The organism is Kosakonia sp. CFBP8986, from assembly GCF_034044935.1.
Lineage (GTDB): Bacteria > Pseudomonadota > Gammaproteobacteria > Enterobacterales > Enterobacteriaceae > Kosakonia > Kosakonia cowanii.
The window spans coordinates 23,462-46,494 of record NZ_JAXCXB010000011.1 but is presented as its reverse complement, the minus strand read 5'-3'; the positions used below and the strand labels follow the sequence as shown (position 1 = coordinate 46,494).

24 protein-coding genes are annotated in these 23,033 nt (G+C 58.4%); 8 read left to right on the top strand and 16 right to left on the bottom strand.

All coding sequences use genetic code 11. From position 1 onward, the window contains the following. Positions 1-196: 196 nt before the first annotated feature. The gene (locus SOM48_RS19985) at positions 197-523 is read right to left on the bottom strand and encodes an ElaB/YgaM/YqjD family protein (RefSeq protein ID WP_128482281.1); all 327 of its coding nucleotides are present in this window, start codon (positions 521-523) and stop codon (positions 197-199) included. Positions 524-684: 161 nt separating this feature from the next. On the opposite strand from SOM48_RS19985, the gene SOM48_RS19980 reads away from it, so the two are divergent. Further along, on the top strand, positions 685-1,029 hold the full coding sequence (locus tag SOM48_RS19980; RefSeq protein ID WP_042712548.1) for a DUF2002 family protein: 345 nt from the start codon (positions 685-687) through the stop codon (positions 1,027-1,029). A gap of 13 nt (positions 1,030-1,042) precedes the next feature. On the opposite strand, the gene alaE is transcribed toward SOM48_RS19980, so the two are convergent. Continuing rightward, positions 1,043-1,492, bottom strand: coding sequence for an L-alanine exporter AlaE (gene alaE, locus SOM48_RS19975; RefSeq protein WP_054803941.1), 450 nt, complete (start codon positions 1,490-1,492; stop codon positions 1,043-1,045). Between the two features lie 419 nt (positions 1,493-1,911). Beyond that, on the bottom strand, positions 1,912-2,091 hold the full coding sequence (locus SOM48_RS19970; RefSeq protein WP_054803942.1) for a YodC family protein: 180 nt from the start codon (positions 2,089-2,091) through the stop codon (positions 1,912-1,914). A 179-nt stretch (positions 2,092-2,270) separates the two neighbouring features. Here SOM48_RS19970 and SOM48_RS19965 point away from each other — a divergent pair, with 179 nt between their 5' ends. After that, complete coding sequence (locus SOM48_RS19965; RefSeq protein ID WP_023480545.1) at positions 2,271-2,429, top strand: YqaE/Pmp3 family membrane protein; 159 nt, start codon at positions 2,271-2,273, stop codon at positions 2,427-2,429. A 120-nt stretch (positions 2,430-2,549) separates the two neighbouring features. After that, a complete protein-coding gene (locus SOM48_RS19960; RefSeq protein WP_320512870.1) occupies positions 2,550-3,428 on the top strand; it encodes a hypothetical protein in 879 nt (292 codons plus the stop codon). On the opposite strand, the gene SOM48_RS19955 is transcribed toward SOM48_RS19960, so the two are convergent. Beyond that, positions 3,425-4,027 carry a short chain dehydrogenase gene (locus tag SOM48_RS19955; protein ID WP_139566947.1) on the bottom strand — a complete coding sequence of 201 codons (603 nt, stop codon included), beginning with the start codon at positions 4,025-4,027 and terminating at the stop codon, positions 3,425-3,427. The two genes, SOM48_RS19960 and SOM48_RS19955, sit on opposite strands and share 4 nt — an antisense overlap. A gap of 100 nt (positions 4,028-4,127) precedes the next feature. Between SOM48_RS19955 and SOM48_RS19950 the strand changes: the two genes are divergently transcribed. Next, complete coding sequence (locus tag SOM48_RS19950) at positions 4,128-5,024, top strand: LysR family transcriptional regulator (protein ID WP_320512869.1); 897 nt, start codon at positions 4,128-4,130, stop codon at positions 5,022-5,024. A 32-nt stretch (positions 5,025-5,056) separates the two neighbouring features. On the opposite strand, the gene tcp is transcribed toward SOM48_RS19950, so the two are convergent. From tcp to SOM48_RS19905, 9 genes are all read right to left on the bottom strand, one after another. Beyond that, the gene (gene tcp, locus SOM48_RS19945; RefSeq protein WP_320512868.1) at positions 5,057-6,721 is read right to left on the bottom strand and encodes a methyl-accepting chemotaxis citrate transducer; all 1,665 of its coding nucleotides are present in this window, start codon (positions 6,719-6,721) and stop codon (positions 5,057-5,059) included. A 113-nt stretch (positions 6,722-6,834) separates the two neighbouring features. Next, complete coding sequence (locus SOM48_RS19940) at positions 6,835-8,259, bottom strand: DNA cytosine methyltransferase (RefSeq protein ID WP_076769101.1); 1,425 nt, start codon at positions 8,257-8,259, stop codon at positions 6,835-6,837. A gap of 66 nt (positions 8,260-8,325) precedes the next feature. Continuing rightward, complete coding sequence (locus tag SOM48_RS19935; protein WP_320512867.1) at positions 8,326-8,850, bottom strand: rhodanese family protein; 525 nt, start codon at positions 8,848-8,850, stop codon at positions 8,326-8,328. Between the two features lie 2 nt (positions 8,851-8,852). Further along, positions 8,853-9,164, bottom strand: coding sequence for an ArsR/SmtB family transcription factor (locus SOM48_RS19930; protein WP_042712534.1), 312 nt, complete (start codon positions 9,162-9,164; stop codon positions 8,853-8,855). 140 nt (positions 9,165-9,304) lie between these two features. Beyond that, positions 9,305-10,312 carry a substrate-binding domain-containing protein gene (locus SOM48_RS19925; RefSeq protein WP_023480517.1) on the bottom strand — a complete coding sequence of 336 codons (1,008 nt, stop codon included), beginning with the start codon at positions 10,310-10,312 and terminating at the stop codon, positions 9,305-9,307. Positions 10,313-10,341: 29 nt separating this feature from the next. Then, positions 10,342-11,751 (bottom strand): sucrose-6-phosphate hydrolase, encoded by a 1,410-nt coding sequence (locus SOM48_RS19920; RefSeq protein ID WP_320512866.1) that lies wholly within the window; start codon positions 11,749-11,751, stop codon positions 10,342-10,344. After that, entirely contained in the window at positions 11,751-13,121 is a 1,371-nt protein-coding gene (locus SOM48_RS19915; RefSeq protein ID WP_320512865.1) for a sucrose-specific PTS transporter subunit IIBC, read from the bottom strand. The genes SOM48_RS19920 and SOM48_RS19915 overlap by 1 nt, the downstream gene beginning before the upstream one ends. A gap of 64 nt (positions 13,122-13,185) precedes the next feature. Further along, positions 13,186-14,703: a carbohydrate porin gene (locus SOM48_RS19910; RefSeq protein ID WP_023480624.1), complete on the bottom strand. Its 1,518-nt coding sequence runs from the start codon at positions 14,701-14,703 to the stop codon at positions 13,186-13,188. Positions 14,704-14,867: 164 nt separating this feature from the next. Beyond that, entirely contained in the window at positions 14,868-15,794 is a 927-nt protein-coding gene (locus SOM48_RS19905; RefSeq protein ID WP_076769097.1) for an aminoimidazole riboside kinase, read from the bottom strand. Between the two features lie 222 nt (positions 15,795-16,016). Between SOM48_RS19905 and SOM48_RS19900 the strand changes: the two genes are divergently transcribed. The 4 genes from SOM48_RS19900 (at position 16,017) to SOM48_RS19885 (ending at position 20,619) form a co-directional block, all read left to right on the top strand. Continuing rightward, positions 16,017-16,391, top strand: a complete 375-nt coding sequence (locus SOM48_RS19900; protein WP_320512864.1) for a DUF3592 domain-containing protein — start codon at positions 16,017-16,019, stop codon at positions 16,389-16,391. A 231-nt stretch (positions 16,392-16,622) separates the two neighbouring features. Next, on the top strand, positions 16,623-17,711 hold the full coding sequence (locus SOM48_RS19895; protein WP_023480653.1) for an ABC transporter substrate-binding protein: 1,089 nt from the start codon (positions 16,623-16,625) through the stop codon (positions 17,709-17,711). Positions 17,712-17,786: 75 nt separating this feature from the next. Next, positions 17,787-19,556 (top strand): ABC transporter permease, encoded by a 1,770-nt coding sequence (locus SOM48_RS19890; RefSeq protein WP_054803948.1) that lies wholly within the window; start codon positions 17,787-17,789, stop codon positions 19,554-19,556. Further along, entirely contained in the window at positions 19,549-20,619 is a 1,071-nt protein-coding gene (locus SOM48_RS19885; protein ID WP_128482293.1) for an ABC transporter ATP-binding protein, read from the top strand. The genes SOM48_RS19890 and SOM48_RS19885 overlap by 8 nt, the downstream gene beginning before the upstream one ends. A 3-nt stretch (positions 20,620-20,622) precedes the next feature. Here the strand turns inward: SOM48_RS19885 and SOM48_RS19880 are convergent, their stop codons facing one another. The 3 genes from SOM48_RS19880 to SOM48_RS19870 are packed head-to-tail and all read right to left on the bottom strand — an operon-like array spanning position 20,623 to position 23,022. After that, the gene (locus tag SOM48_RS19880) at positions 20,623-21,255 is read right to left on the bottom strand and encodes an NrsF family protein (protein ID WP_320512863.1); all 633 of its coding nucleotides are present in this window, start codon (positions 21,253-21,255) and stop codon (positions 20,623-20,625) included. Continuing rightward, a complete protein-coding gene (locus tag SOM48_RS19875) occupies positions 21,242-21,793 on the bottom strand; it encodes a sigma-70 family RNA polymerase sigma factor (protein WP_076769094.1) in 552 nt (183 codons plus the stop codon). Before SOM48_RS19875 ends, SOM48_RS19880 begins: the two co-directional genes overlap by 14 nt. Positions 21,794-21,801: 8 nt before the next feature. Next, complete coding sequence (locus SOM48_RS19870; RefSeq protein ID WP_320512862.1) at positions 21,802-23,022, bottom strand: protein-disulfide reductase DsbD family protein; 1,221 nt, start codon at positions 23,020-23,022, stop codon at positions 21,802-21,804. Positions 23,023-23,033 lie beyond the last annotated feature (11 nt).

Here is a 23,033-nt window from a genome sequence, read left to right as displayed (position 1 = left end):
AAGAGATACTAGATGTAGTTATAAATTTTATCAACCATACAATATATGGGAAAAAGACACAGGCCGTGCCCAGGAGAGTGGCTGAATGGGTAAGGGCGAAATGTCGCCGCGTATTGTAAAGCGGGGCGGGAAAAGGACAAAGAAAAACCCCTGCCATCCGGCAGGATGGGCAGAGGTTTCAGATTATTTGTATAAATTAACGACGGAAGCTGAGCAGCGCGCCGACAAAAATACCAACGGCAGCAGCAGCACCTACGCTGCACCACGGACGGTCTTTCACAAAGCTATCGGCACAGCCGACGGCGTCACGTGCAGCTTGTTGCACACGGTTGCGACCATGCATACGGGCGCGAGTCTCTTTCAGCAGCGCCTGCGCTTTACGGCGTGCAGATTCGCCTTCCTCTTTCGCGTCGCTGCCCCAGGATTTAAGCAAATCTTCCAGGCTATCAGCTAACTGGTTGACATCGTTATTGATATCATCAACACCTTCATCTACTTCACGGCGTGTGGGTCTGTTTAACATAGTAGCCTCCCTTTTTTTGGTGTGCTTTTAAGCGTAGACCATAATTTTACAGGCCAAACGGCAAACGCCCATTTACGCGCAGTTTGTGGAATTTTCTGAGTCACTGACCATGCTCAGTACTGTAAGGTTGCGAAGCAGTTGAGAGATGATGAGGAAAATCTATGTATTTACGACCCGATGAAGTGGCGCGCGTGCTGGAGAATGTCGGCTTTACGATGGATGTGGCGACCAACAAAGCGTACGGTTATCGCCGTGGCGAAAACTATGTATATGTTAACCGTGAAGCTCGTATGGGCCGCACGGCGCTGATTATCCATCCCACCCTGAAAGAGCGCAGTTCATCGCTGGCCGATCCCGCATCGGACATTAAGTTGTGCGATCACTACCACAATTTCCCGCTCTACCTGGGCGGTCATGAACAGGACCATTACGGCATTCCGCATGGTTTCAGTTCGCGTATGGCGCTCGAGCGCTTCCTGAACGGCCTGTTCGGCGAACAGCACTAACCCAGAGCTGCCATCAGGCTTTCGCCTGGTGGTAATGACTCACCCGGAAGAGACGGCGGCAGTAATCGAGGAAATAGCCGTACACCGCACCCATCAACATCGATATCACGATATTTGAACTGACCGCCGCCATAATCTGCTGCCAGTCTGCCCCTACCGACCACAAAATCGTTACATATACCGGCGACTGAAAAGTGACATACGCCAGCACATCTGCCAGATTTTTCATCCAGCCTGCAGGGCTTATGCGGCGCGCATAGCGCATAAAGAGATCGCGATAGAAGCCATAAGGCCAGGCAATAATGATGTTAACCGGGATCGCCACCAGACGAGAGGAAAGGGACTGCTCAAAGCTCATTCCGGAGAGGAATATTTCAATCACCATGTTCACTACTGAACAGTAGACCACCATCGCGAAAGTGTCCGCAGCAGCGTGGCGCAGGCGAGACTGCGAAGAGAACATGATGAAGCTCCTTGAAAAATGATGGCGCAATGAAGAGATGTAGCGTTTTAAAACGGACTTATTTACGCGCATAGCGTATCTGTCTGATTTGAAACTCTCAACTAGCGATTAATTTTTATTTTTGCCCACCGCCTGGATAAAGTGCTCTGCATCCGCTGCAATCTTCGGCATTGCCCTATTATTGTTGGGTTGATATTGGAAAGCTTTTATTTTCATTTGGTTACATGAATTCACGGCAGGGCGTAGCGGTCAGCGTAGCGCGCTATGCTTTGGCGAAGAGTGAAAAGCGTTGAGGCAGTATGTTTTATGCTAGTAAGGCGTTTTTAGCAGCATAAGATGCGGTCTGGAGGAATTGGGGTTTTACGCGTCAGAAGTGGGTATGTATGCCGTTAGGCGGCGGGCGAGCCCACCGCAATCACTCAGCAGACACCAAAGTCGCCCTCTTCTTTGTACAGCTCGACGTCATCGGCTTTAAGCGTCAGCTTTTCCGCCTGTTCGTCGTGAGTGGGCACCGCAACAATCTGGTCATCATGCACTTCGAGCACTTTGAGTTTCGGGCCGCCAATGCGTGGTTGAACGATATCGCCTACAGCAAACATACGTCTCTCCTTTGTAACGAGGTTGTAAGAGTAAACATAGACTGAACAGTGAGAGTGGTACAGCGTAAAAGAGGGTAAACCTCTTGATGGCTGATTGGCACAGTGGGCAGTAGCGGCTACGCTTAAACAGATTGTGTAAATTATCAATCACCTGGAATTTACTTTGCACAGGAGGCTATATGGGCTTTTGGCGTATTGTCATTACGATTCTTCTTCCGCCGCTGGGTGTGCTGCTCGGGAAAGGCTTAGGCCTGGCGTTTCTTCTTAACATTCTGCTCACGCTGCTGGGTTACATCCCGGGCCTGATCCACGCCTTCTGGGTGCAATCCCGCGACTGATCCTTCCGGGGCGGTTCTCCGCCCCACGCCGATCAAGTGCACATTTTTTCGCCAAAACCTTAAAGGGATTGTTGATGACGTCGATAAATATCACGTTAGCAATCACTTTAAGGAAGCGAAATGAGCATTCAGGAAGTCAGTGCCTCTGCGGCAGCGCAGTCGCAGTATGAGGTGCGTGCGTCAAAAACAATAACGTTTGGTGGCAAAGAGATTGTCACCGAGAGTTCGATTTCTGTCTCTATCTCTGCAGAAGCGCTGGCGCGCGGCGCAGAGAGTCAGCCAAAACCAACCAAAGAGCAGAGCGAAAAGGTCGCCCGCGAGATGGCCGTCCTGCGTAATAACGATATGGCCTCTTATGCGCGTGGGCCGAGCCTTGCCAGCGCCTTCTATGGCGACCCGGCAACGGCCAGCGACGCGGTAAGCTTTATCGACTTTTTCCAGCACTCCACTATCAATGCTGATGACATGGCCACGGCGCTGCACCAGGCGTTGACCTCGCCGCAAGGCAGCGGTGATGAGACCACCCTCGGGATGGATGTGGCGATGACCCAGGCGAAACTCAATTATGTGGTGGATAAGTTTGTCTCTGCGGATTACCAGCAGCAGGCGCGCGATTTCGTCGCCGGGTTTGTGGCTAAAAAAGGCGAGCAGGCGGATCAGACCAACCGCGCGGCGCTGACCCAGTCGGCGGCGCTGGCGCAAAGCCGTGGCGACACCGCTCAGGCGAAACAGAGCCAGCAGGCGATCGAACAGCTTGATGCCGGAACACACTCCTCACAGACGGACCGTAAGGCGATGCTGGCGATCACCGCCAACGCTGACGACAGCAGCAGCTGGTTTGTGCAGATGAATCAGCGCGTGGAAAACAGCGGTTCGCTGCCATTTGTCACCGCGCTTGAGAAAAACCACATCGGCGCGTTACAGCAGCAGTGGTCGCAGTTCACCACCCTGTTGAAAGCGGCGGAGCAACCGGCGGGCGACGAAAGCCAGCGCGCTTAATATCCGACGGTAAAGGTGCGGCCTGTCTGCACGCCGTAAACACTGCGTCGATAGGCCAGTGCAGCGCGCGCGGCAGGCACACTTTCAAACCCCGGGAAGAAGGCGCCATATTTTTCAACGGATTCGCTGAGCACCGTCGGGCTAACGACGTTAATGCGTAAGCCGCGCGGTAACTCGCACGCCGCGGCACGCACAAACCCCTCCAGTGCCGCATTGACCGCAGTAGCATTCACCCCCTGCGCAATGGGTTCACTGCCGATAATGCCGCTGGTCAACGTGATCGACCCGCCATCATTGAGATAATGCTGACCTATAAGCGCCAGCCGTACCTGCCCCAGCAGTTTGTCGTTAAGGCCGGAAGCAAAATCCTCTGCGCGCATCGCCGTCAGCGGGCCGAAAAAGAGTGAGCCGGTGGTGGCGATAATTGCGTCAACGCGTCCGGTCTGCGCAAACAGCGCCTCGACACTCTCATCACGCGTTAAATCGACCTGTAAATCGCCATGCGTTAACCCGACGCTTATCACCTCGTTATCCTGACCCAGCTCGGCCACCACTGCGCGGCCAAGGGTGCCGGTAGCACCTATTACGATAATCTTCATTGCAACTCTCCTTCAGTGTGCGGAGTGGTCATTTTTTCGCTAATCATTGATAAGATAAATGCTCTGAATGTTTATTCATTCCTAACTAATGGTTTGCACTATGGATAAGCTGCGCAGTATGGCGGTGTTTATCGCCGTGGTAGAGGCGGGGTCATTTACTCAGGCCGCCGTCAGGCTGGAGATCTCGGCGGTAATGGTCGGGAAATACATTGCTCAACTCGAAAACAGCCTGGCGACACGCCTGCTGGCGCGCAACACCCGACGTCAGAGCCTGACGGATGCCGGTCGCGTCTTCTATGAGGAGGCGCGGCGGGTGCTGGAGCAGGTGCATATTGCCGAAACCTCGGTCGAGCGGCTGCGCGCGGCACCTGCCGGTACGCTGCGCGTCAGCGCCTCAACTACTTTTGGCGGCTGCGTTATCGCACCCATCACCGCCACCTTTCTCACGGCGTGGCCGCAGGTGCGGGTCGATCTCGATTTGAGTAATCGCAGCGTTGATCTGCTGGAGGAGGGGTTCGATCTGGCGATCCGCATCGGCGCGGTGAACAGTGAGGATGTGGTGGTAAAACCACTCTGCCTCTATCGGATGGTGATCTGCGCCGCACCTGCTTATCTGGCGCGTTATGGCGAGCCGTCCTCACCCGAGGCGCTGCGCGAGCATCGCTGTCTGTCGAACGGAGTATGGAACCGGCGTAATGAGTGGAAATTGCCGGGCGAAGCGGGAGAGATGAGCTGGCAGCGCGATCCGGTGCTGCGCTGTAATGACGGGCAGGGGTTGCGAATGGCGGCGATTGCCGGAGCGGGGCTGCTGTTGCAGCCTGAAATCCTGGTGCGCGAGGAGCTGGCAAATGGCACGCTGGTGCGCATTATGCAGCCCTTCACGCCCAGGCCGCGGCCGGTGAACCTGGTCTATCGCCAGGACAGCCGGCCGCTCCCAAAACTGACGCGGTATATCGAACACTTACACCACGAGATTACGCAGTGGGTGGCAGCGTAACCCGCGCGACAGCTCCATCGCGCGGGGGGCTGTCAGAAGGTTTCCCAGTTGCCGTCACCGCTGCCGGTGCTGGCGGTAGCCACCGGGCGCAGCGGCGCGACGCTCGGTTTACCCGGTCTGGCATTCAGCAGCGCGCTGTGCCCGTTGACGCGAAACACGGCAACGGCCTGACGCAGCTGCTCGGCCTGCTCTTCAAGGGCAGCGGACGCAGCGGCGGACTCCTGCACCAGCGAGGCGTTCTGCTGCGTGACGCTATCCATCTGCGACACGGCCAGGCTCACCTGCTCAATACCTTTGCTCTGCTCATCGGATGCTGAAGCAATCTCGCCCATAATATCCGTCACGCGGGTAACGGCATTGACGATCTCTTTCATGGTATCGCCCGCTTCCGCCACCAGCGTGGTGCCGGAGTTGACGCGGTTTACGGAGTTTTCAATCAGCGTTTTGATCTCTTTTGCCGCCTGCGCGCTGCGGCTTGCCAGCGTACGCACTTCGCCCGCCACCACGGCGAAGCCACGGCCCTGTTCACCCGCGCGCGCCGCTTCAACGGCAGCGTTGAGCGCCAGGATATTGGTCTGGAAGGCAATCCCGTCAATCACGCTGGTAATATGGGCGATCTGCTGGGAACTGTCAGAGATCTCGCTCATCGTACGCACCACATTGCTCACCACCTGGCCGCCGCGTGCAGCGGTGTCAGACGCGGTTTTCGCCAACTGCGAGGCCTGACGGGCGTTATCGGTGTTCTGTTTCACCGTTGCGGTCAGCTGCTCCATGCTGGCAGCGGTCTCTTCCAGCGACGCCGCCTGCTGCTCGGTGCGTGAAGAGAGATCGTTATTGCCGGTCGAGATTTCGCTGGCACCGGTATAGATCGAATCCGAACTGTTGCGCACCGCGCTGACGGTTTTCACCAGCGAAGATTGCATCTCATGCAGACCGGCCGCCAGTTGGCTCATCTCATTACGCCCTTGCGCCGCAATGGACTGTGTCAAATCGCCACCGGCAATGGCGCGAATATGGTTCATCACGCTGTGCAGCGGGCGCAGCAACAGATGCTGCAGGCCGAGCCAGATCATCATCATCACCGCAATCACCACCAGCAGAATGACCCCCAGCGTCCACTGCATGCTGGTAAAGCTGTGCTGGTTTTGCTGTGCGGCAGCCTGCAAGAAGGTGTTGTTTTCGGTACGCCATTTGGCGTAGCTGGCATCCATATCATCCTGCGCCTGCTGCGCATCCAGGTTGCCATAGGCTTCATAATTGTTGGCGCGCAGGAAGGCGATCGACTGCTGCAACACATCGTGCATCTTAGTGATCTTTTGCGCGACGTCGTCCGCCAGGGCGCTATCCTGCCCGGCGACGCGCGGTGTGCTTTTATAGTTATTGAAATAGGTTTCAGATTTCTGCAGGGAATCGGTTGCGGTGTTGAGCAGCTTTTCGATACTGGCGAGGGAAGCCGGATCGCGCTGGTTTTTCAGGAAGCGAATCGCCACGCGGGTGACGGTAACGCGGGTTTTGATCAGCGTATTCACGCTGTCGCCAAGGTTTTCTTGCTGCGCATTCAGCACGCCGGTGTTCTGGAAATTGACCCGGTCGTTATTGACCGCCGAGTAAAAAAGACCCCCGGTGACCAGTTGAAGAAGGCAAAATACCGAAAGGGCGATAATAATGCCGGTGATAACACGTATGTTTTTGAGCATGGCCATAGTCCGTAAGAGAGTCGGGATTGCTCAAGAATTATCGACCTGGCCAGGCTTAACTTTACGATCGCTTATCAAACACTTCACTCAGGCCGAGTGAAGTGTATTCTGCGTCACAGATTGCTCTTCTCTTTGCGCCGTTTCACCGCCAGATCGATGCGCGGTGCCAGCAGTTTTGCCACCGCGGCAAAGACCGGCACCACCACCGAGTTGCCGAACTGGCGGTACGCCTGGGTGTCGGAAACCGGGATGCGAAACGGCTTTTCACCCACTTTCTCAAAGCCCATCAGGCGGGCGCATTCGCGCGGTGTCAGGCGACGCGGACGGCGAGCCTGGTTTTCAGCATGGGTAAAGTCCGCTTCGCCCAGCGCTTTATCCCAGCCGCGATCGATAAGAATTTCCGAACCATCTTTGTGATAGCGCGCCGACAGGGTGCGTGCGACGCTGCCCGCATTCGTTGGGTCGACCAGCCCGAAGCCGAAACCGTTGCCTTTGGCGGCGTGCTTCTTCGCATAGCGATAGAGGTAATCCCACAGCTTGGGCGAGAGCACATATTTGCTGTCGACGGTCGGCTCCAGCAGTTCGCCAAAGGTCGGGCGCTGCTGCGGATAGAGGCGGTCGATATCGCGCAGCGTAAAGCCATCGGCAAGATCGAGGTCGCGGCGAAAACCGACCAGCACAATGCGCTCGCGGTGCTGCGGCAGAAAGTGTTTGCCGTCGATAATCTTCGGATCGTTCTTGCCCGAGGCTTCCGCGTCGGCGACGTCGTAACCCAGCTCATCAAGCGTATTCATGATTACGCTGAAGGTTTTGCCTTTGTCGTGGCTCTTGAGGTTTTTCACGTTCTCCAGCACGAAAATCGCCGGGCGGCGGGCTTTGATAATCCGCGCGACGTCAAAAAAGAGCGTTCCCTGCGCTTCGCACTCAAAGCCGTGCGCCCGCCCGAGGGCATTCTTCTTACTGACGCCCGCAAGGCTAAAGGGCTGGCAGGGGAAACCGGCTAATAACACATCGTGTTCAGGAATATGCTGCGCGATATGGGCATAAGCCTGCGCTTCAGAGATAGCAGGATTGCCGCTCAGCGTCACTTCGCGGATATCCTGATTAAAGGTGTGCGTGGCGCTGTCGTTATACCAGTTGGCTTTATAGGTGCGCACCGCGTTTTTGTTCCACTCGCTGGTAAAGACGCACTGCCCGCCAATCGCCTCAAAGCCGTTGCGGATGCCGCCGATACCGGCAAAGAGATCGATAAAGCGAAAACGGTAATTGGGATGGTGCGCGGGCGGGGAGGGCAGCAGCTCGCGCAGCAGCTTCTCTTCGGTGGCGGTGAGGGTTTTCGCCGCGCCTTTGCCATTAACCCAGCGGTTGAGCGCTTCGCGGCTCCACTCCGATTTCCCTGCTTTCTTTAACTGCTCCGCCACATACTTTTGACCATAGATGTCGAGTACCTGGTTGAGCAGGGCACGATCCCGTGCCTGTTGCTGCAAAGCCTCTGCCTGCGCCAGCTCTTCCTGCGCGAGTGAATCAAATTCCGCCATGGCGTCTCCTTGGGTATAGGCCGGGAAATATATCACTCATTTGACCCAGAGGAGAAATGCCGCACATCAGGATCGGTTCCACGGCATCTTCGCCAGCAGCAGGGCCATACCGCACCAGCCGCTTAATCCGGCAAACAGCAGGCCTGCGCCGACAAAGCCCGAGAGCAGAAAGAAGGTCGGATTGAGCAGGTAGCCGAGCACCACGCCAAGTAGCACCAGGCTGCCCGCAACGATCTGCACCTGCTGCATCAGCGGGAGCGGCTGAGCGTTATCCTGCACCGTCGGCAAGCCCGCGCGCTTCCAGTTCGCCAGCCCACCTTCCAGCAACAGCACCTGCGCAGGCGCGGCAGCCTGGATCAAAGCCTCAACGTTTTTCTGGGTACGCATCCCGGACTGACAGTGGAAAATCATCGTTTGTGCGGCGACCTCAGCGCTCAGGCGTTTACCGGCCAACAGATCGTCCAGCGGCAGGGAGAGGGCATCGGGCAGATGTTCGCGGCGAAACTCATCCGGCTGGCGAATATCAATCAACGGCACGCCCTGCTGCTGTTGTATCCGCGCATCGTGCGGGGAAATGGATGTGTAGGACATATTCAGACCTCCGGGCAGTAGATGCCCTTAAGTGTGTTGACGATATGGTTCACGGCGGGATCTTTGATGAAGTAGGTGATGCGCTGCGCCTGACGCACGCTCTCAATCAGCCCCTCATCTTTCATGCGCGTCAGGTGCTGCGAGGTGGCCGACGGGCTAAGGCCGGTCAACGCCGAGAGTTCGCCCGCAGGAGTGCCGGGCGCGTCACAGAGCATGCACAAAATCAGCAACCGGCGCGGGTGGCTCATCGCTTTCAGCAGCGCAGCGGCCTGCTCTGCCTGGTTCTGTAACTGGGTAATATTCGATGGTGGCATTTTTATTTTAGCTTTTTCTAAATTTAGGAAAATCTAAAATACAAATTGGAAAGAAGCAAGCGCAACGTACTCCCGTTGCGCTTAAATGCTAAGCCGATTCTTATCTGGCTGGCGCGGTAATATCGCGCCAGGGGGATGAGTTAAGGATGACGCCAGCGCAGCGTGGCGGGGAGAATGCGCTGCGGCGTGGTCGGTTCGTTACCGTCCACCAGTTGCGTGATGATCTCGAAGCAGTCCTGCGCCAGGCGTGGAATATTCTGCTCGACGGTATCGATGGGCAACGAGAGCGAATCATAGAGATAGTGATCGTCGAAGCTGGCGATATGGATATCGCTCTCCAGCAGGTGATGCTGGCTCATATAGCGCAGCACCCCTTCCAGCAGCCCGCAGGCGGCGGTAAACAGCGCTTTCGGCGGGCGGCCAAGGCGCGCGCAGAGGGCGGCGAACATCTCATACCCACTGCTTGGGTGATAATTGCCGTGAATGATCCACTCCGGGCGTGGGGTGACACCGGCGCGCTCAAGCCCCTGCATAAAGCCCGCCAGGCGATCTTTGGTCGGTGATAAGCGCGGCTGACCGCCAAGAAAATAGATCTCGTCCGGGTTGGCGCGCGCCAGGCGCTCGACCAGCTCGGCGGTGGGTGTCAGTGAATCGGTGATCACCAGCGGTAGCTGGGTGTCGCTGATATGGCGGTCAAACAGCACCACCGGCAGCTGCTCGCTCAGTTTGACGTAGTCGGCGTCGTTCAACATGCTGGAGGCGACAATCAGGCCATCGACCTGGCGCGACACCAGGTTATTGACCACCACGGTCTCCTGGCTGGCGTTTTCATCGGTGCAGGAGATAAGCAGCTGCAGGCCCGCTTCGCGACAGAGGTTTTCCAGTTCGTGAGAGAAGACGGCGAAACCATAGTTGATGATCTCCGGCACCACCAGCCCCAGCGTATGGCTGCGGTTTTCGCGCAGCAAGCGCGCGTAAATACTCGGCTGATAGTGGTGCTGCTGGGCAATCGCCTGCACGCGCTCGCGCGTCTCCTGGGCGACGCGCAGCTCTTTGCCGCGGCCGTTAAGCACCAGGCTGGCGGTGGCTTTTGACACCCCCGCCAGCGCGGCAATATCACTGATGGTAACGCGTTTAGGTTTTCTCACGGTTTTGCATCGCTTAAGGAAACAAGCGCTTATTCTACCATGCAAGCTCGTAACGACCAGTAGCGCGCCCGCACTTCTGCATCACCCGCAAACGTTAAGCGCGCAGGCTGCTGCGGGAAGTAGCGGCTACTCATCACCCCTTCGCCATCATTAATAAAGATCTCGACGCTTGAGTGGTCGCAGAGGATCTGCAACTTGTGCGCCGCACCTTGCCAGTAGCGGTAGTGCCACTCGCCGCTCTCAAAGCTTCTGCGCGCGAGGCGCAGTTCACTCTGGCTCCACTCAAGGATCAGCGTGTCAGCAAAGTTCAGCGTGAGATCGCCTGCACTCTCCACAATCAACTCCAGCGACGCGGCATCCAGCGCCGGTAGCGCGTCGGCCTGGCCGTTGAAGCACTGCTCCTCGCCGCGCAGCGCCTGAAGCTCAACGACCGGCTGTTGATAAAGCTTGCCGTTGCGCGAGGTTAATTGGCGCAGGCAGGTCATCTGGTGGATCCAGCCGTTGGCGACGGTAGGCTGGCGCATCTCTTCTCCGTCCGGCACGCCCATCCAGCCGACCAGTAAACGGCGGCCATCTTCGCTCTGGGTGGTTTGCGGTGCGTAGAACTCAAACCCGGCGTCCAGCTCGTGAAACTCGCCGTGGCGGAACTGCGCGTTGTCGTAATCCAGCTCGCCGCTGAGATAAGCGCTCGGGTGGGTATTGAGCCAGCGTTTCTCATCACGCGTGATCCCCTGCGGGCAGCAGATAAGATAGGTGCTATCGCCGAGCGCGAAGAGATCCGGGCACTCCCACATATAGCCCGCATCACCCAGGCCGTTGAGGCCGCTACCGGCGATCTCACCGAGGTTCTGCCAGTTCCACAGGTTTTCCGAGCGCAGCAGCAGCACTTTGCCCTGCAAGGTGAGATCCTGCGCGCCGAGCACCATGTACCAGAAGTCGCCGTGTCGCCACACTTTCGGGTCGCGCACGTGTCCGGTGTAGCCGTTTGGCAGCGGGATCGCCGGGCCGAGCTTGTCGAAGCCGCCGTCACGGTTCTGCACCGCCAGACACTGCCAGGCGGTGCGCGTGCCGTCGTCAAACTTGACGTTACCGGTGTAGCAGAGCGTCAGCACGCCGTCGTTATCCAAGGCGCTACCGGAGTAGCAGCCGCTGCGGTCATACTCTTCGTCCGGCATCAGCGCAATCGGCTCATGCTGCCAGTGGAGTAAATCCGCTGAGCTCCAGTGCCCCCAGCATTTGTGGTTGTGCTGGCAGCCCAGCGCGTTCCATTGATAAAACAGGTGGTAACGCCCGCCCAGCTGGATAAATCCATTGGGATCGTTGAGCAGCCCGGTGACCGGCGCCAGGTGCCAGCTCGGGTAGAAGGGGTCGCTCAGCGCTTTCGGCTGGCCTTTCATCACCGCCTGTAAAATGGCGGGCAGCAGAGAGTCAGATGCCATTATTCCGCGTCCGTTTTGTATTTCAGCAAGAAGGAGAGAATGAAGGCGACGCTAAAGGCGATAGCCATACCGATAATATAGTTAAGCAGCGAGCTGGCCTGCACAATCGCCAGACCCGGCAGCCCGGTGAGGCCCACCGCCGTCATATAGACATGCATCGACACCACCCACGCGCCGCCGACCGCACCGCCAATTAACCCGGCGATAAACGGCTTCATAAAGCGCAGGTTGATACCGAAAATCGCCGCTTCGGTAATACCGAGCATCGCCGAGAAGGCCGAGGGCAGGGTAATCGCTTTGATCTTTGCGTCCTTGGTTTTAAACCACACCGCCAGGCAGGCACCGCCCTGCGCAAAGTTGGCCATCGCCCAGATCGGTAGCAGGAAGTTAACGCCAATCGACGGGTTACCGAGCAGCCCCGCTTCAATAGCGTGGAAGCTGTGGTGCACGCCGGTAATCACAATCACCGAGTAGAGCCCACCAAACAGCAGACCCGCCAGCCAGCCCGCGTGGGTAATCAGCGTGCTGAGCACAAACGAGATGCCGTCGCCCAGCGCGCGGCCAGCCGGGCCGATAATCAGCATGGCGATAAAGCCGGAGATAATCACCGTCAGGAACGGGGTGAGGATCAGATCCAGCGCGTCCGGGATCACCCGGCGCAGCTGTTTTTCCAGCATGCTCATAAACCACACCGCCAGCAGCACCGGGAAGACTGTCCCCTGGTAGCCGATCATCGCCACTTCGATGCCGAAGAAGTTCATGGTGTGGAAACCCGCCGCCACGCCCCAGGCGTTGGTCAGCGCCGGGTGGGTGAGGATGCCGCCAAGCGTTGCGCCAAGATAGGGGTTACCGCCAAACTCGCGCGCGGCGGTAAAGCCAATCAGGATCGGCAGAATGATAAACGCCGCCGAGCTGAACATGTCGAGCATAATATAGAGCGCGTTATCCGGGTTGACCCAGCCGTAGGTCTTCACCATCCCCAGCAGGCCCATCAGCAGGCCCGACGCAACAATCGCCGGAATGATCGGCACGAAGATGTTCGACAGCAAACGGGCGATGCGCTGGAACGGGTTCAGCTTGCGCGCAGCGATATCCGCCGCTTCCGATTTGCTCGACTCGCTGATCCCCGCCTCGGTAATAAACGCGGCGTAGACTTTGTTCACTACCCCGGTGCCGAAGATGACTTGTAACTGCCCGGCGTTACGAAAACAGCCTTTCACACCGTCGATTTTGCCAATCGCGGCGGTGTCTGCTTTCGCGTCGTCCACCAGCACCAGGCGCAGGCGCGTCGCACAGTGCGCGGCGCTGGCGATATTCTCTTTGCCGCCGAGCAAGGGGAGCAGCGAGCGGGAAATTTGTGCAAAATCCATAACAACCTCTGTCTTATTTTTAGGCTTTCAAGCTACGCAAACGGCCCCCGCAGGGGCCGCGCTATCAGAACCAGGTTTCCATCTGTACGCCGAAGTTCCACTCGCCGCCGGCCTTGAAGCCAGCGCTGCCGAAGGCATCATCCCCGGCGTAGTTATCCAGCCGGTGATCCCAGTCCATCCAGGTGGCAAACAGGCGGATTTCCGGGCGTTTCAGGAACTCACCGACATCGCCCGCTTTCAGCGTTGGCGCAACGGTCAGTTTGTAGAAGCTGCCGCTCACGTTATTGCGGCCGTTGTACCCTTCCGGGCGCAGATCCATGTACTGATATGTCCCTTCATACTGCATTTCAAAGTTTTCCGTCAGCCCCTGAATCAGGCGCACGTTGGCGGTCGCCCACTGGTAGCTATCGCCTTTGACGTAACGATCTTTACTGCTCTGTGCCAGCACCGCCGGAGCAATGTGCCAGCCGCCGCCGAGCGGCGTAATGCCGTAGCTCGCCAGGCGCCAGGTGTCGGCCTGCGACAGCAGCGCGCCGTCGGAGCCGATGGCTTTCACCTCCGCACCGAGGCCGTGACCGTAGAGCAGCGCGGTTTTCGCCGACCCTTCACGCAGGCCGTAGAAGCTGTCGTTATGCAGGCCGAGCAGGGCGTGAACACCGTTATCCGCCGCGTCGCTCTTCACTTTATTGCCTTCCAGATCGAGGCGGTCGTCATTATCCTTCGCGCGCATGCCGCTGACCATCAGCTGCACCGGGCCGTAGTAGTTGTTCAGGGAGAGGATGTAGTTCTGCGCGGTGTTTTCGCTGTTTTCGATATCGCCAAAGGTGCGGCCATAGAGGGAGAGGTTGCTGCGCGCCTCGTCGCTCCACTTCATGTCGTACACCCCGGCGCCGGTCCCGGCGAGGAACACCACATCGGAGTCGATCCAGTGGATATCAAAGTTATCGCGGTCGAAGCGTTTCCCGGCCCAGACGGTGGAGTCTTTAAACGCGCCGGTAAAGCTCGGCAGATGGCCGATTTCCGTAAAGGCCTGGCGCAGGTTGAGATCGCTGCTGGAGGCGGTCCAGTCGTTATAGGTGCGCTGGCCGTCGGCAAGCATCACTTTAAAGCGGGTGGTCGCGCCGTTGGCGAGGGTCTGTTTATGTTCGAGGTTCATCTCGACATAGGTATCCGGTTCGTTACCCAGACGACCCACATGGCCGCCGGTCTCACCGGCTGGCGTGACTGTTGGGCCGCCCTGGGTTTTGCTCGCCGAATCGCTCATCAGCAGACCGGAGCGCGCATAGCCGTGAAACTCAAAGCCGCCTTCGTCGCTGGCTTTCTGCTCCAGTTTGGCGGTGCGCTGCTCCACTTGTGTGGTGGTGGTGTCGGTTTTTTGCTGTGCGGCTGCCAGCTGCTGGGCCTGTTTTTCCGCGGCCTGTGCGCGGCTTTCGGCGGCGTTGGCGCGCTGTTCCGCAGCCTGTAAACGCTGCTCCAGCGCGGCAAGACGGGCTTCAATGCTGCTCATGCTCGGGTCGGCGGCCTGGGCCGCTCCCGCGCTGAGAATAAGACCAAGGGTTATGGCGAGCGTGCTTTTTTTCATCATTTTGCATCCCTAAGGAAGAGCCATCATCACAGAGTTATTTTTGCTAAACCGGTTTAGGTGTCGAATCATAATCGCGCATAATTTCAGGACGCAATGAAATTAGCTAAACCGGTTTAGTGAATGTGAGACGGCTCGCAAAACGAGACGTTAGGCCGCAGGTGTCAGGCGAGTTGCTCCTCAAGCTGGTGGCGCCAGGGCAGGGCGGTCATTGCGCCTTTAGCGGTGGTTGCCAGTGCGCCACAGATCTGCGCGCTCGCCAGCCGCGCGGCTAGCTGCGGTTCGCTATCGGGCAGGCCGTGCTGCGCCAGCCCCCACAGCAGACCGGCGACAAAGGCGTCGCCCGCGCCGGTGGTGTCCACGCTTATCACCGGCAGCGTCGGGTAGTGGTAGCACTTGCCGTTCAGGCAGGCTTTCACCCCGGCTTTGCCCTGGGTGACCAGCAGCAGGGTGATGCCGTAACGCGCCGCCAGTTCGGGCAGGCTCACCTCCTCAGCAGGCGCGTCGGCGATAAACGCCAGCTCCTCTTCCGAGAGTTTCACCACATCCGCCAGCACCAGCCCGCGCTCGATGCAGTGGCGAAGCTGGGCGCTGTCGGCCCACAAATCGTGGCGAATATTGGGGTCGAAGCTGACAAACCCGCCCGCGCCGCGCACTCGCTCCATGGCGCTGAAGGTGGTGGAGCGCGAAGGTTCAGCCGCCAGCGCAATCGAGCAGCAGTGCAGCCATTCGCCGCGGGCAAACGGGGGCAGATCCGTTTCAGCCAGGAACAGGTCGGCGCTCGGACGCACCATAAAGGTAAAGGAGCGCTCACCCTCTTCATCCAGCGCCACCACCACCGTTGAGGTGCGGTGCTGCGCATCGGCACGCATAAAAGCGGTGTCGACCTGCTCTTTCGCCAGCGTCTGGCGCATAAAGTGGCCGAAGGGGTCGTCGCCGACGCGCCCGATAAAACCGCTATTTCCCTGTAAGCGCGCAATGCCGACCGCGACGTTGGCCGGCGCGCCGCCGGGGCACTGCATCAGGCAGGCATCGCCCTGCGGCAATAGATCCACCACGGCGTCACCCAGACACCAGACTCGAGCTGACATGATTTTCTCCCGATAATGAGTACCGCTAAACATTAACTAAACCGGTTTAGCTGTTCAACACTGTTGGCGGGTTTATTATGTTTTAGGGAGGTAGAGCCTCTTCTGATTGAAAGAGACAAGGCTGTGATAGTTAAAAAAGCAAATAAAGCCGGGGCTTTTAATACGTCCTGAAGAGTGGAAAAATGCGCTATCCGGGAAAAATTGCGGCCATCAGGACGAAAAATGACACTAAAACCCCTTTACGAGATGCTGAGCAGCATAGCTGTGATAGTGGTGCTGTGGCTGATATACAAAGTGTGCGTCTGGGTTCGAAAGCTTTTTATGGAGGCCCATGTAAGTAAACACGGTATTGCTGCCAACGCCGATATCGTTGCGTTTAATCGCACTAACAGGATGGATCGCGCCTCGGTCTGGTGCGAAATAGTGGTCCGGTTTACCACGCGCGAAGGGCGTGTGGTACAAGCCACTATCACTGTGCCGCTGGCGTTTAGGGATGCGACGCGCCTGGCCGCCGGGACTGGCACCACGATAAAATATGACCCGCATAAACCCGAACATATTGTGCTGTACGATCGCCCCCTTATCCTCGGCGATTAATTTGTTAAAAAGCGTAAACAACTCTTACCTCTTTTCCCCGCCATTTTTCATCCTGAGCAAAACGCCGTTCTGAATAAAATGCCGCTAACTCTCGGTAAAATAACGGCGTAATTGGCTTAAATCCCTTCAATGTCACAAAACCCGCAAAAAAGACCCTGGCGCGTTGCATCGGGTGGCTAAGGCGCTATATGTTAAATTTGTGTTTACAAAATGATAAATAGGGGTTTGTTCATGGAGATGAAAAAAAGCGTACTGGCGGGCGTAGTAGCGGCGCTCTTTTCCTCTGCCGCACTCGCAGCTGTCCCTGCGGGCTACCCGGCGGATTATCAGAAAATCGTCGATGCCGGCACCAAAGAGGGCAAAGTGGTGGTCTACTCAACGACCGACACCAAAGCCGCTGGCCCGCTGATCAAAGGGTTTGAAGCGCAATATCCCGGTATCAAAGTTGAATATAACGATATGAACAGCACCGAGCTGTATAACCGTTATCTTAGCGAGCAGGCCTCCGGCGGTGGCAGCGGCGACGTGGTCTGGAGTTCGTCGATGGACACCGCGCTGAAGCTGGCAACCGAGTACGCCGATGAGTACGCCTCCCCTGAACAGAGCAAGCTGCCGAAATGGGCGGTCTGGAAAAACAAAGCCTACGGCACCACCTACGAGCCGGTGGTCTTTATCTATAACAAACGCCTGATCCCGCAGGGCGACGTCCCGGATTCCCACACTGCACTGGCGAAGCTGATTGCCAGCCAGACCGATAAATTCAAGAGCAAAGTGACCACCTACGATATTGAAAAATCGGGGCTCGGCTTTATGCTCGCCGTCGAAGACAGCAAACACGATAAAGAGTATTTCACCCACCTTGCGGATATCGCCAAAGGCGGCCTGACGGTGCAATCCTCCACCGGCACCATGATGGAGCGCGTCTCCTCAGGTGAAAACCTGGTCGGCTACAACATCCTCGGCTCCTACGCCGAAGCGCGTGCGAAAGCGGATAAATCCTTGGGCGTCTCCTACCCGAAAGATTATGTGCTGGTGCTGTCGCGCGTCTCCTTTATCAGTGCCGAAGCGGAGCACAGCAACGCGGCGAAATTGTGGTTTGACTATGTACTGTCGGAAAAAGGGCAGAGCATCCTCGCAAGCCAGGCGGATATCCCCTCCCTGCGTAACGATATTGAAGGCAGCAATGATATCGACGGCATGACCAAACTGCTCGGCGATGCGCTGAAACCGATCCCGGTTGATGAGTCGCTGCTTGAGTATCTGGAGCCGAAAAAGCGTCTCGAATTTATTAAACAGTGGCGCACCGCCGCCGGGAAATAGAGGCGTTGCCGGTTGTGTGCGGCGCTGTTCGCACACAACCCTTTATCTCTCATCTTCTGACCACAGGGATTTTCTATGAATATCGTGCGCAGAAAATGGCAAGGGTTACCGCGCGGCGTAACGGTCCTGATTACCGCCCTGGTGATCTACGTTCCGTTATTATTTATCGTCGTACAGAGTTTTCTTTCAGCGCCTTTCTTCTCCCGCAGTAAGGAGCTGAGCCTCGAATCCTTCGCCTTTATCTTCACCGACCCCGATTTTTACCTCGCCTTAAAGTCCGGCTTTATTCTCGCCTTTGGGCTGGTGTTTATTGCCATTCCGCTCGGCGGCATTCTCGCCTTCTTAATGGTGCGTACTGACCTGCCGGGGCGGCGCTTTATTGAGCCGCTGATCCTGGTGCCCATTTTCGTCTCGCCGATGGTGCTTGGCTTTGGCTATGTCGTCTCTGCCGGACCGGTGGGCTTCTTGTCGCAGTGGGCGCAACAGCTACTGGGGTTTGTGCCATGGAACATCTACTCGATGTTCAGCATCGTGGTGATCGCCGGGTTGACGCACGTGCCGCATGCCTATCTCTATATCTCGTCGGCGCTGCGCAGCGTTGGCTCAGATGTCGAGGAGGCCGCGCGCACGGTGGGGGCCTCGCCTTTACAGGTGATGACCTCTGTCAGCCTGCCGATGGTGCGCCCCTCAATCCTTTATGCCTGCGTACTGCTCTTTTTCCTCGGGCTGGAGGTGTTCGGCCTGATGCTGGTGCTTGGCGATCCTGAAGGCAACATGGTGCTGGCCACCTATCTCTATAAGTTGACCAACAAGCTCGGCACCCCTTCTTATCACCTGATGGCCGCCGTGGCGGTGGTGCTGATCTGCATCACCATTCCGCTGGTGATGCTGCAACGCCGCTTAATGCGCACCGCGAACCGCTTTGTCACCATGAAAGGCAAAGCGTCGCAGGCACGCGCGCTGCCGCTGGGCAAATGGCGCTGGGTGGCAGGTGCAGTGGTGGTGGCGTGGCTGACGGTAACAATTGGTGTGCCGCTGCTGGGCGTGGTGCTGCGCGCCTTTATCTCCCACTGGGGGGTTGGCGTGCCGCTGTGGGATAACGTCTCGCTGGAGACCTTCCGCAATATCTGGCAGCAGCCGAACTTGCTGCGGGCGATCGTCAACTCGATGGCGATTGGCGTCTTCGGCGGCGCGCTGGCGGTGATCTGCTATCTGTTTGTCGGCATCGCGATGCACCGCAAGCAGGATAACGTTACCCGTTTCCTCGACTACAGCGTGCTGGTGCCGCGCGCGGTGCCGGGTCTGCTCGCCGGTCTCGCCTTTTTGTGGGTCTTCCTCTTCTTACCGATGTGGCTCGATCAATCCCTGAAAAACGGCTGGCTGTCGGGGCTGCCGGTCTCTGAGTGGCTGCGTGACAACCTGATTGTCTGGTTGCGCTCGCTGCGCAACACCATCTTCAGCGTCTGGCTGGCCTACACCGTGGTGTGGATGGCTTATGGCCTGCGCCTTATCTCCTCGACGTTGCTACAAGTCGGCCCGGAGCTGGAAGAGGCGGCGCGCAGCACTGGCGCAACACCGGGGCAGGTGACCCGCCATGTGACGGTGCCGCTGTCGCGCTATGGCCTGATCGGCTCCTGGCTGCTGATGTTTTTGATCTTTGAGCGCGAATACTCCACCGGGGTGTATCTGCTCTCGCCCGGCACGGAAACCATCGGCTCGATGCTGGTGTCGCTGTGGGCAGCGGGCGCTATCGATATTGTCGCGGCCCTCTCGTTTATCAATATTTTGCTGGTGGTCATCGGTCTTGGTGTGGCCCTGCGTTTTGGAGTGAAATTACATGATTGAGCTAACGGTAGAGAACTTACACCTGACCTACGGCGACAACCCGGTGTTAAAGGGCGTGTCGATGGATCTCAAACGTGGCGAAGTGGTCTCCCTGCTTGGCCCCTCCGGCAGCGGGAAAACCACGCTTTTGCGCGCCGTTGCCGGGCTGGAGAAGCCCACCCAGGGGCGCATCACCATTGGCAAAAATGTGGTTTACGATGGCACACCGCGCAGCGAAGTGCCGGCGGAGGAGCGTAACCTCGGGCTGGTGTTCCAGTCCTACGCCCTGTGGCCGCACAAAACCGTGTTTGAGAATGTCGCCTACCCGCTGAAGCTGCGCAAAATTGCCGCTCACGAGATTAGCCAGCGGGTGCAGAGTGTGCTCGATCAACTTGGCCTCGGCGCACTCGGCCAGCGACACCCTCATCAGCTGTCGGGCGGTCAGCAGCAGCGCGTCGCCATTGGCCGCGCGCTGGTCTATAACCCGCCGGTGATCCTGCTTGATGAACCGCTCTCTAACCTCGATGCCAAGCTGCGCGAAGAGGCGCGTGTCTTTCTGCGCGAGTTGATCGTCAAGCTCGGGCTGTCGGCGCTGATGGTGACTCACGATCAGAATGAGGCAATGGCGATTTCCGACCGCATTTTGCTGCTCAACAATGGGGTGATTGAGCAGCAGGGCACGCCGCAGGAGATGTACAGCAAGCCTTCAACACTCTTTACCGCCGAGTTTATGGGCAGCAACAACCGCCTGCATGGCAAAGTGACAGAAGTCTCCAACGGGCGGGCACGCATTGAAGGGGCGCAGTGGGCGCTGTGGGGCGTTGCCGGGCCGGGCGTTAGCGTGGGGCAAGAGGCGACGGCGGTGATCCGCGTGGAGAGCCTGCGGCTAACCGAGACGCCGCAGGATAACTCGCTGGATCTGCCGATGCTCACCAGCATGTACCTTGGTGACCGCTGGGAGTACCTCTTCCGCACGCCGGTTGATGACTATGTGGTGCGCGTCTACGGCACGCAGTCACGTGCGGCGCAAAACTACCGCGTGGTGCTGCCTGCCGATCAGTTGTGGATCTTCCCGAAAAAGTGACATTTACGGCAGGGAAACCCAGCGGTAACCGAGCACCACGGTGAGCAGCACAATGGTGCTCACCGCGGCGATATGCATCAGCAGATCCGCCGCGCTGATATGCGTCGGGTGGCAGAGCGAGAGCAGGGTCAGCGCCATACAGGCGACCCCTGCACCCGCGGCGCCAAGGCTGCGGGCGGGAAAGAGCGTGCGGGTGCGGCGCAGGTAGCCGACCACTATTGCCGCCATCGGCACGCTCACCGCCAGCATAAAGAGGTAGCAGTTTGGCCCCTCGACCATGCCGCTCGCCGGAACGCGATGCAGATGCAGATTCAAAAAGGTTGTTGCCAGCCAGAGGCTGACCAGCGGCGCAAACCAGCCCCAGCCGAGCGGACGCTGCCCGGCAATACTGAGCAGAAAGGCGTTGCGGATCGCCAGCGTGCCGGTGGCGAAGGTGAGCAGCAGTTGCAGCATCGCCCACGCAGCGCCAGCGTGCGACCAGTCAGTCTGCGCTCTGTGCAGCATCAGGCTCACCGCCATACCGCACGGCAATGCCACGGCAAGCCAGCTTGCTACCCGCCAGCCGCTGCGCCAGGGCCGTTTGACCGGCTCTGCCGAACGGCCAAGTTTCTCAATTAACCACTCATGATCGGCCATGAAGGGCTCCTAACCGACGAAGATTATTCAGGGCGCGATGCAGCAGCGATTTGACGGCGGAGACCGTCAGGTTGTGCCGCGTCGCGGTTTCAGCAAGGCTCATTTCACGCAGGTGAAAATGCTCAATCACCTGGCGCTGGCGTGCGGGCAACTGGGCGAGCAGCGCCGCCAGCTCCTCTTCATGCAGAGTAGGGTGAGCATCTGCGACCGGTTCCGGCAGCAGCTCGTCCGCCACTTCCCGCTGTTGATGGCGACCGCGTTTTCGCAGCGCATCCACCGTGCGGGCATGGGCAATCGCCATCAGCCACGGTAAAAAGGGCGCAGCGGGATCGTAGGTATGGCGAACCCGGTGCAGGGTCAGCAGCACATCCTGAATCACATCCTCGACCAGCTCGTCGTCGGCTACCTGCTTACGCGCAAGCGTGCGGATAACCGGCACCAGCGCTTTAAGCAGCCGGGTATAGGCCTGGCTGTCGCCAGCCTGCGCCTGAGCCATCAGATGCGGCCACTCTTCCCGCGCTGCCTCCGCTTTTTCCATCATCCGCCTTAGGTTTTTTTGCCGCTCGCTGCGTTCAGGGCATTGACCACAATTGTCGGCGTTAGCACCTGCGGCAGGATGGTCGGCGCGCCGCCATCCGCCGGGTAGACGACATAGAGCGGCAGGCTGCCCTGGCCCAGCTCATTGAGCGCGTCATCAATATCGGCGTTAAATTTCGTCGAGTCCGCCACCATGTAGAGGGTGCCACTCTTCGCCAGCGCCGTTTTGACCGCCTCGGTTGAGAGCGAGGTCTTCTCATTCACCTGGCAGGTGATGCACCAGGAGGCGGTGAAGTTGACGAAAATCGCTTTTCCGTGGCCGCGATTCTCCGCCACTTTTTGCGGCGACCAGCTGGTCTCCGCTACCTGCGACGAGGCCAGCGCCGCGCCGTTGTTCACCACCGTTGGTAGCGGGGCAAGGGCGGCGATGATCAGCAGTGCAGTGGCGGCGAACAACCCTTTATGGCCTTGCCCGGCGAAGCGGCGCTGCTGCGCCATGCCATAGAGCCAGGCGGCGAAGCTCACTACCACCGAGGCGGCAATGATCGCCGCCAGCGCCGTGGTGCCCGCCTGCTGCGCCAGCACCCACACCAGCCAGCCGAAGGCGCCAAACATTGGAAAGGCCAGCCCGTGTTTCAGGGTGTTCATCCACGCGCCGGGTCGCGGCAGCCATTTGCCGAGAGCGGGGAAGAGCGAAATCAGGCTAAACGGTGCGGCAAAGCCGAGCGCGAGGGCGAAGAAGATCGCCAGCGCCACGGTGGGCGGTTGCACCAGCGCATAGCCAATGGCCCCCGCCATAAACGGTGCGGCGCAGGGGGTAGCAACAATAATAGAGAGCGCGCCGGTCAGCGCCGCGCGGATAAATGCCCCACGTTCGACGCGGATCTCTCCGGCCCGCTGCACGGAGAGGCCCACTTCAAACACGCCGAGCAGATTAAGCGCTGCCGCCAGCACAATCAGCGCCAGCGCGGCGATAACCAGCGGCGATTGCAGCTGAAAGCCCCAGCCAACGGCGCTGCCGCCGGCGCGCAGCGCAAGCAGGATCCCGGCGAGGATCAGCATGGTCGCCACGGCACCGAGTAAAAACCCCAGCCCTTCGCGGCGCGTCTGCGCTGGATCCCCGGTATGGCGCAGGAGGCCCAGCGCTTTCAGCGAGATAATCGGAAACACGCAGGGCATAAAGTTGAGAATAATGCCGCCTGCGAAGGCGGCGAGCATGGCGGTTAACATAATGATTCTCT

What these genes read in the sequence shown, in the direction of transcription:
- SOM48_RS19895 (WP_023480653.1), top strand. Translation starts at nt 16,623, where the DNA reads ATGGAGATGAAAAAAAGCGTACTGGCGGGCGTAGTAGCGGCGCTCTTT.
- SOM48_RS19970 (WP_054803942.1), bottom strand. Translation starts at nt 2,091, where the DNA reads ATGTTTGCTGTAGGCGATATCGTTCAACCACGCATTGGCGGCCCGAAA.
- SOM48_RS19920 (WP_320512866.1), bottom strand. Translation starts at nt 11,751, where the DNA reads ATGGCATCTGACTCTCTGCTGCCCGCCATTTTACAGGCGGTGATGAAA.
- alaE (WP_054803941.1), bottom strand. Translation starts at nt 1,492, where the DNA reads ATGTTCTCTTCGCAGTCTCGCCTGCGCCACGCTGCTGCGGACACTTTC.
- SOM48_RS19965 (WP_023480545.1), top strand. Translation starts at nt 2,271, where the DNA reads ATGGGCTTTTGGCGTATTGTCATTACGATTCTTCTTCCGCCGCTGGGT.
- SOM48_RS19870 (WP_320512862.1), bottom strand. Translation starts at nt 23,022, where the DNA reads ATGTTAACCGCCATGCTCGCCGCCTTCGCAGGCGGCATTATTCTCAAC.
- SOM48_RS19950 (WP_320512869.1), top strand. Translation starts at nt 4,128, where the DNA reads ATGGATAAGCTGCGCAGTATGGCGGTGTTTATCGCCGTGGTAGAGGCG.
- SOM48_RS19900 (WP_320512864.1), top strand. Translation starts at nt 16,017, where the DNA reads ATGACACTAAAACCCCTTTACGAGATGCTGAGCAGCATAGCTGTGATA.
- SOM48_RS19915 (WP_320512865.1), bottom strand. Translation starts at nt 13,121, where the DNA reads ATGGATTTTGCACAAATTTCCCGCTCGCTGCTCCCCTTGCTCGGCGGC.
- tcp (WP_320512868.1), bottom strand. Translation starts at nt 6,721, where the DNA reads ATGCTCAAAAACATACGTGTTATCACCGGCATTATTATCGCCCTTTCG.
- SOM48_RS19980 (WP_042712548.1), top strand. Translation starts at nt 685, where the DNA reads ATGTATTTACGACCCGATGAAGTGGCGCGCGTGCTGGAGAATGTCGGC.
- SOM48_RS19880 (WP_320512863.1), bottom strand. Translation starts at nt 21,255, where the DNA reads ATGGCCGATCATGAGTGGTTAATTGAGAAACTTGGCCGTTCGGCAGAG.
- SOM48_RS19955 (WP_139566947.1), bottom strand. Translation starts at nt 4,027, where the DNA reads ATGAAGATTATCGTAATAGGTGCTACCGGCACCCTTGGCCGCGCAGTG.
- SOM48_RS19960 (WP_320512870.1), top strand. Translation starts at nt 2,550, where the DNA reads ATGAGCATTCAGGAAGTCAGTGCCTCTGCGGCAGCGCAGTCGCAGTAT.
- SOM48_RS19875 (WP_076769094.1), bottom strand. Translation starts at nt 21,793, where the DNA reads ATGGAAAAAGCGGAGGCAGCGCGGGAAGAGTGGCCGCATCTGATGGCT.
- SOM48_RS19905 (WP_076769097.1), bottom strand. Translation starts at nt 15,794, where the DNA reads ATGTCAGCTCGAGTCTGGTGTCTGGGTGACGCCGTGGTGGATCTATTG.
- SOM48_RS19910 (WP_023480624.1), bottom strand. Translation starts at nt 14,703, where the DNA reads ATGAAAAAAAGCACGCTCGCCATAACCCTTGGTCTTATTCTCAGCGCG.
- SOM48_RS19890 (WP_054803948.1), top strand. Translation starts at nt 17,787, where the DNA reads ATGAATATCGTGCGCAGAAAATGGCAAGGGTTACCGCGCGGCGTAACG.
- SOM48_RS19885 (WP_128482293.1), top strand. Translation starts at nt 19,549, where the DNA reads ATGATTGAGCTAACGGTAGAGAACTTACACCTGACCTACGGCGACAAC.
- SOM48_RS19985 (WP_128482281.1), bottom strand. Translation starts at nt 523, where the DNA reads ATGTTAAACAGACCCACACGCCGTGAAGTAGATGAAGGTGTTGATGAT.
- SOM48_RS19935 (WP_320512867.1), bottom strand. Translation starts at nt 8,850, where the DNA reads ATGTCCTACACATCCATTTCCCCGCACGATGCGCGGATACAACAGCAG.
- SOM48_RS19940 (WP_076769101.1), bottom strand. Translation starts at nt 8,259, where the DNA reads ATGGCGGAATTTGATTCACTCGCGCAGGAAGAGCTGGCGCAGGCAGAG.
- SOM48_RS19930 (WP_042712534.1), bottom strand. Translation starts at nt 9,164, where the DNA reads ATGCCACCATCGAATATTACCCAGTTACAGAACCAGGCAGAGCAGGCC.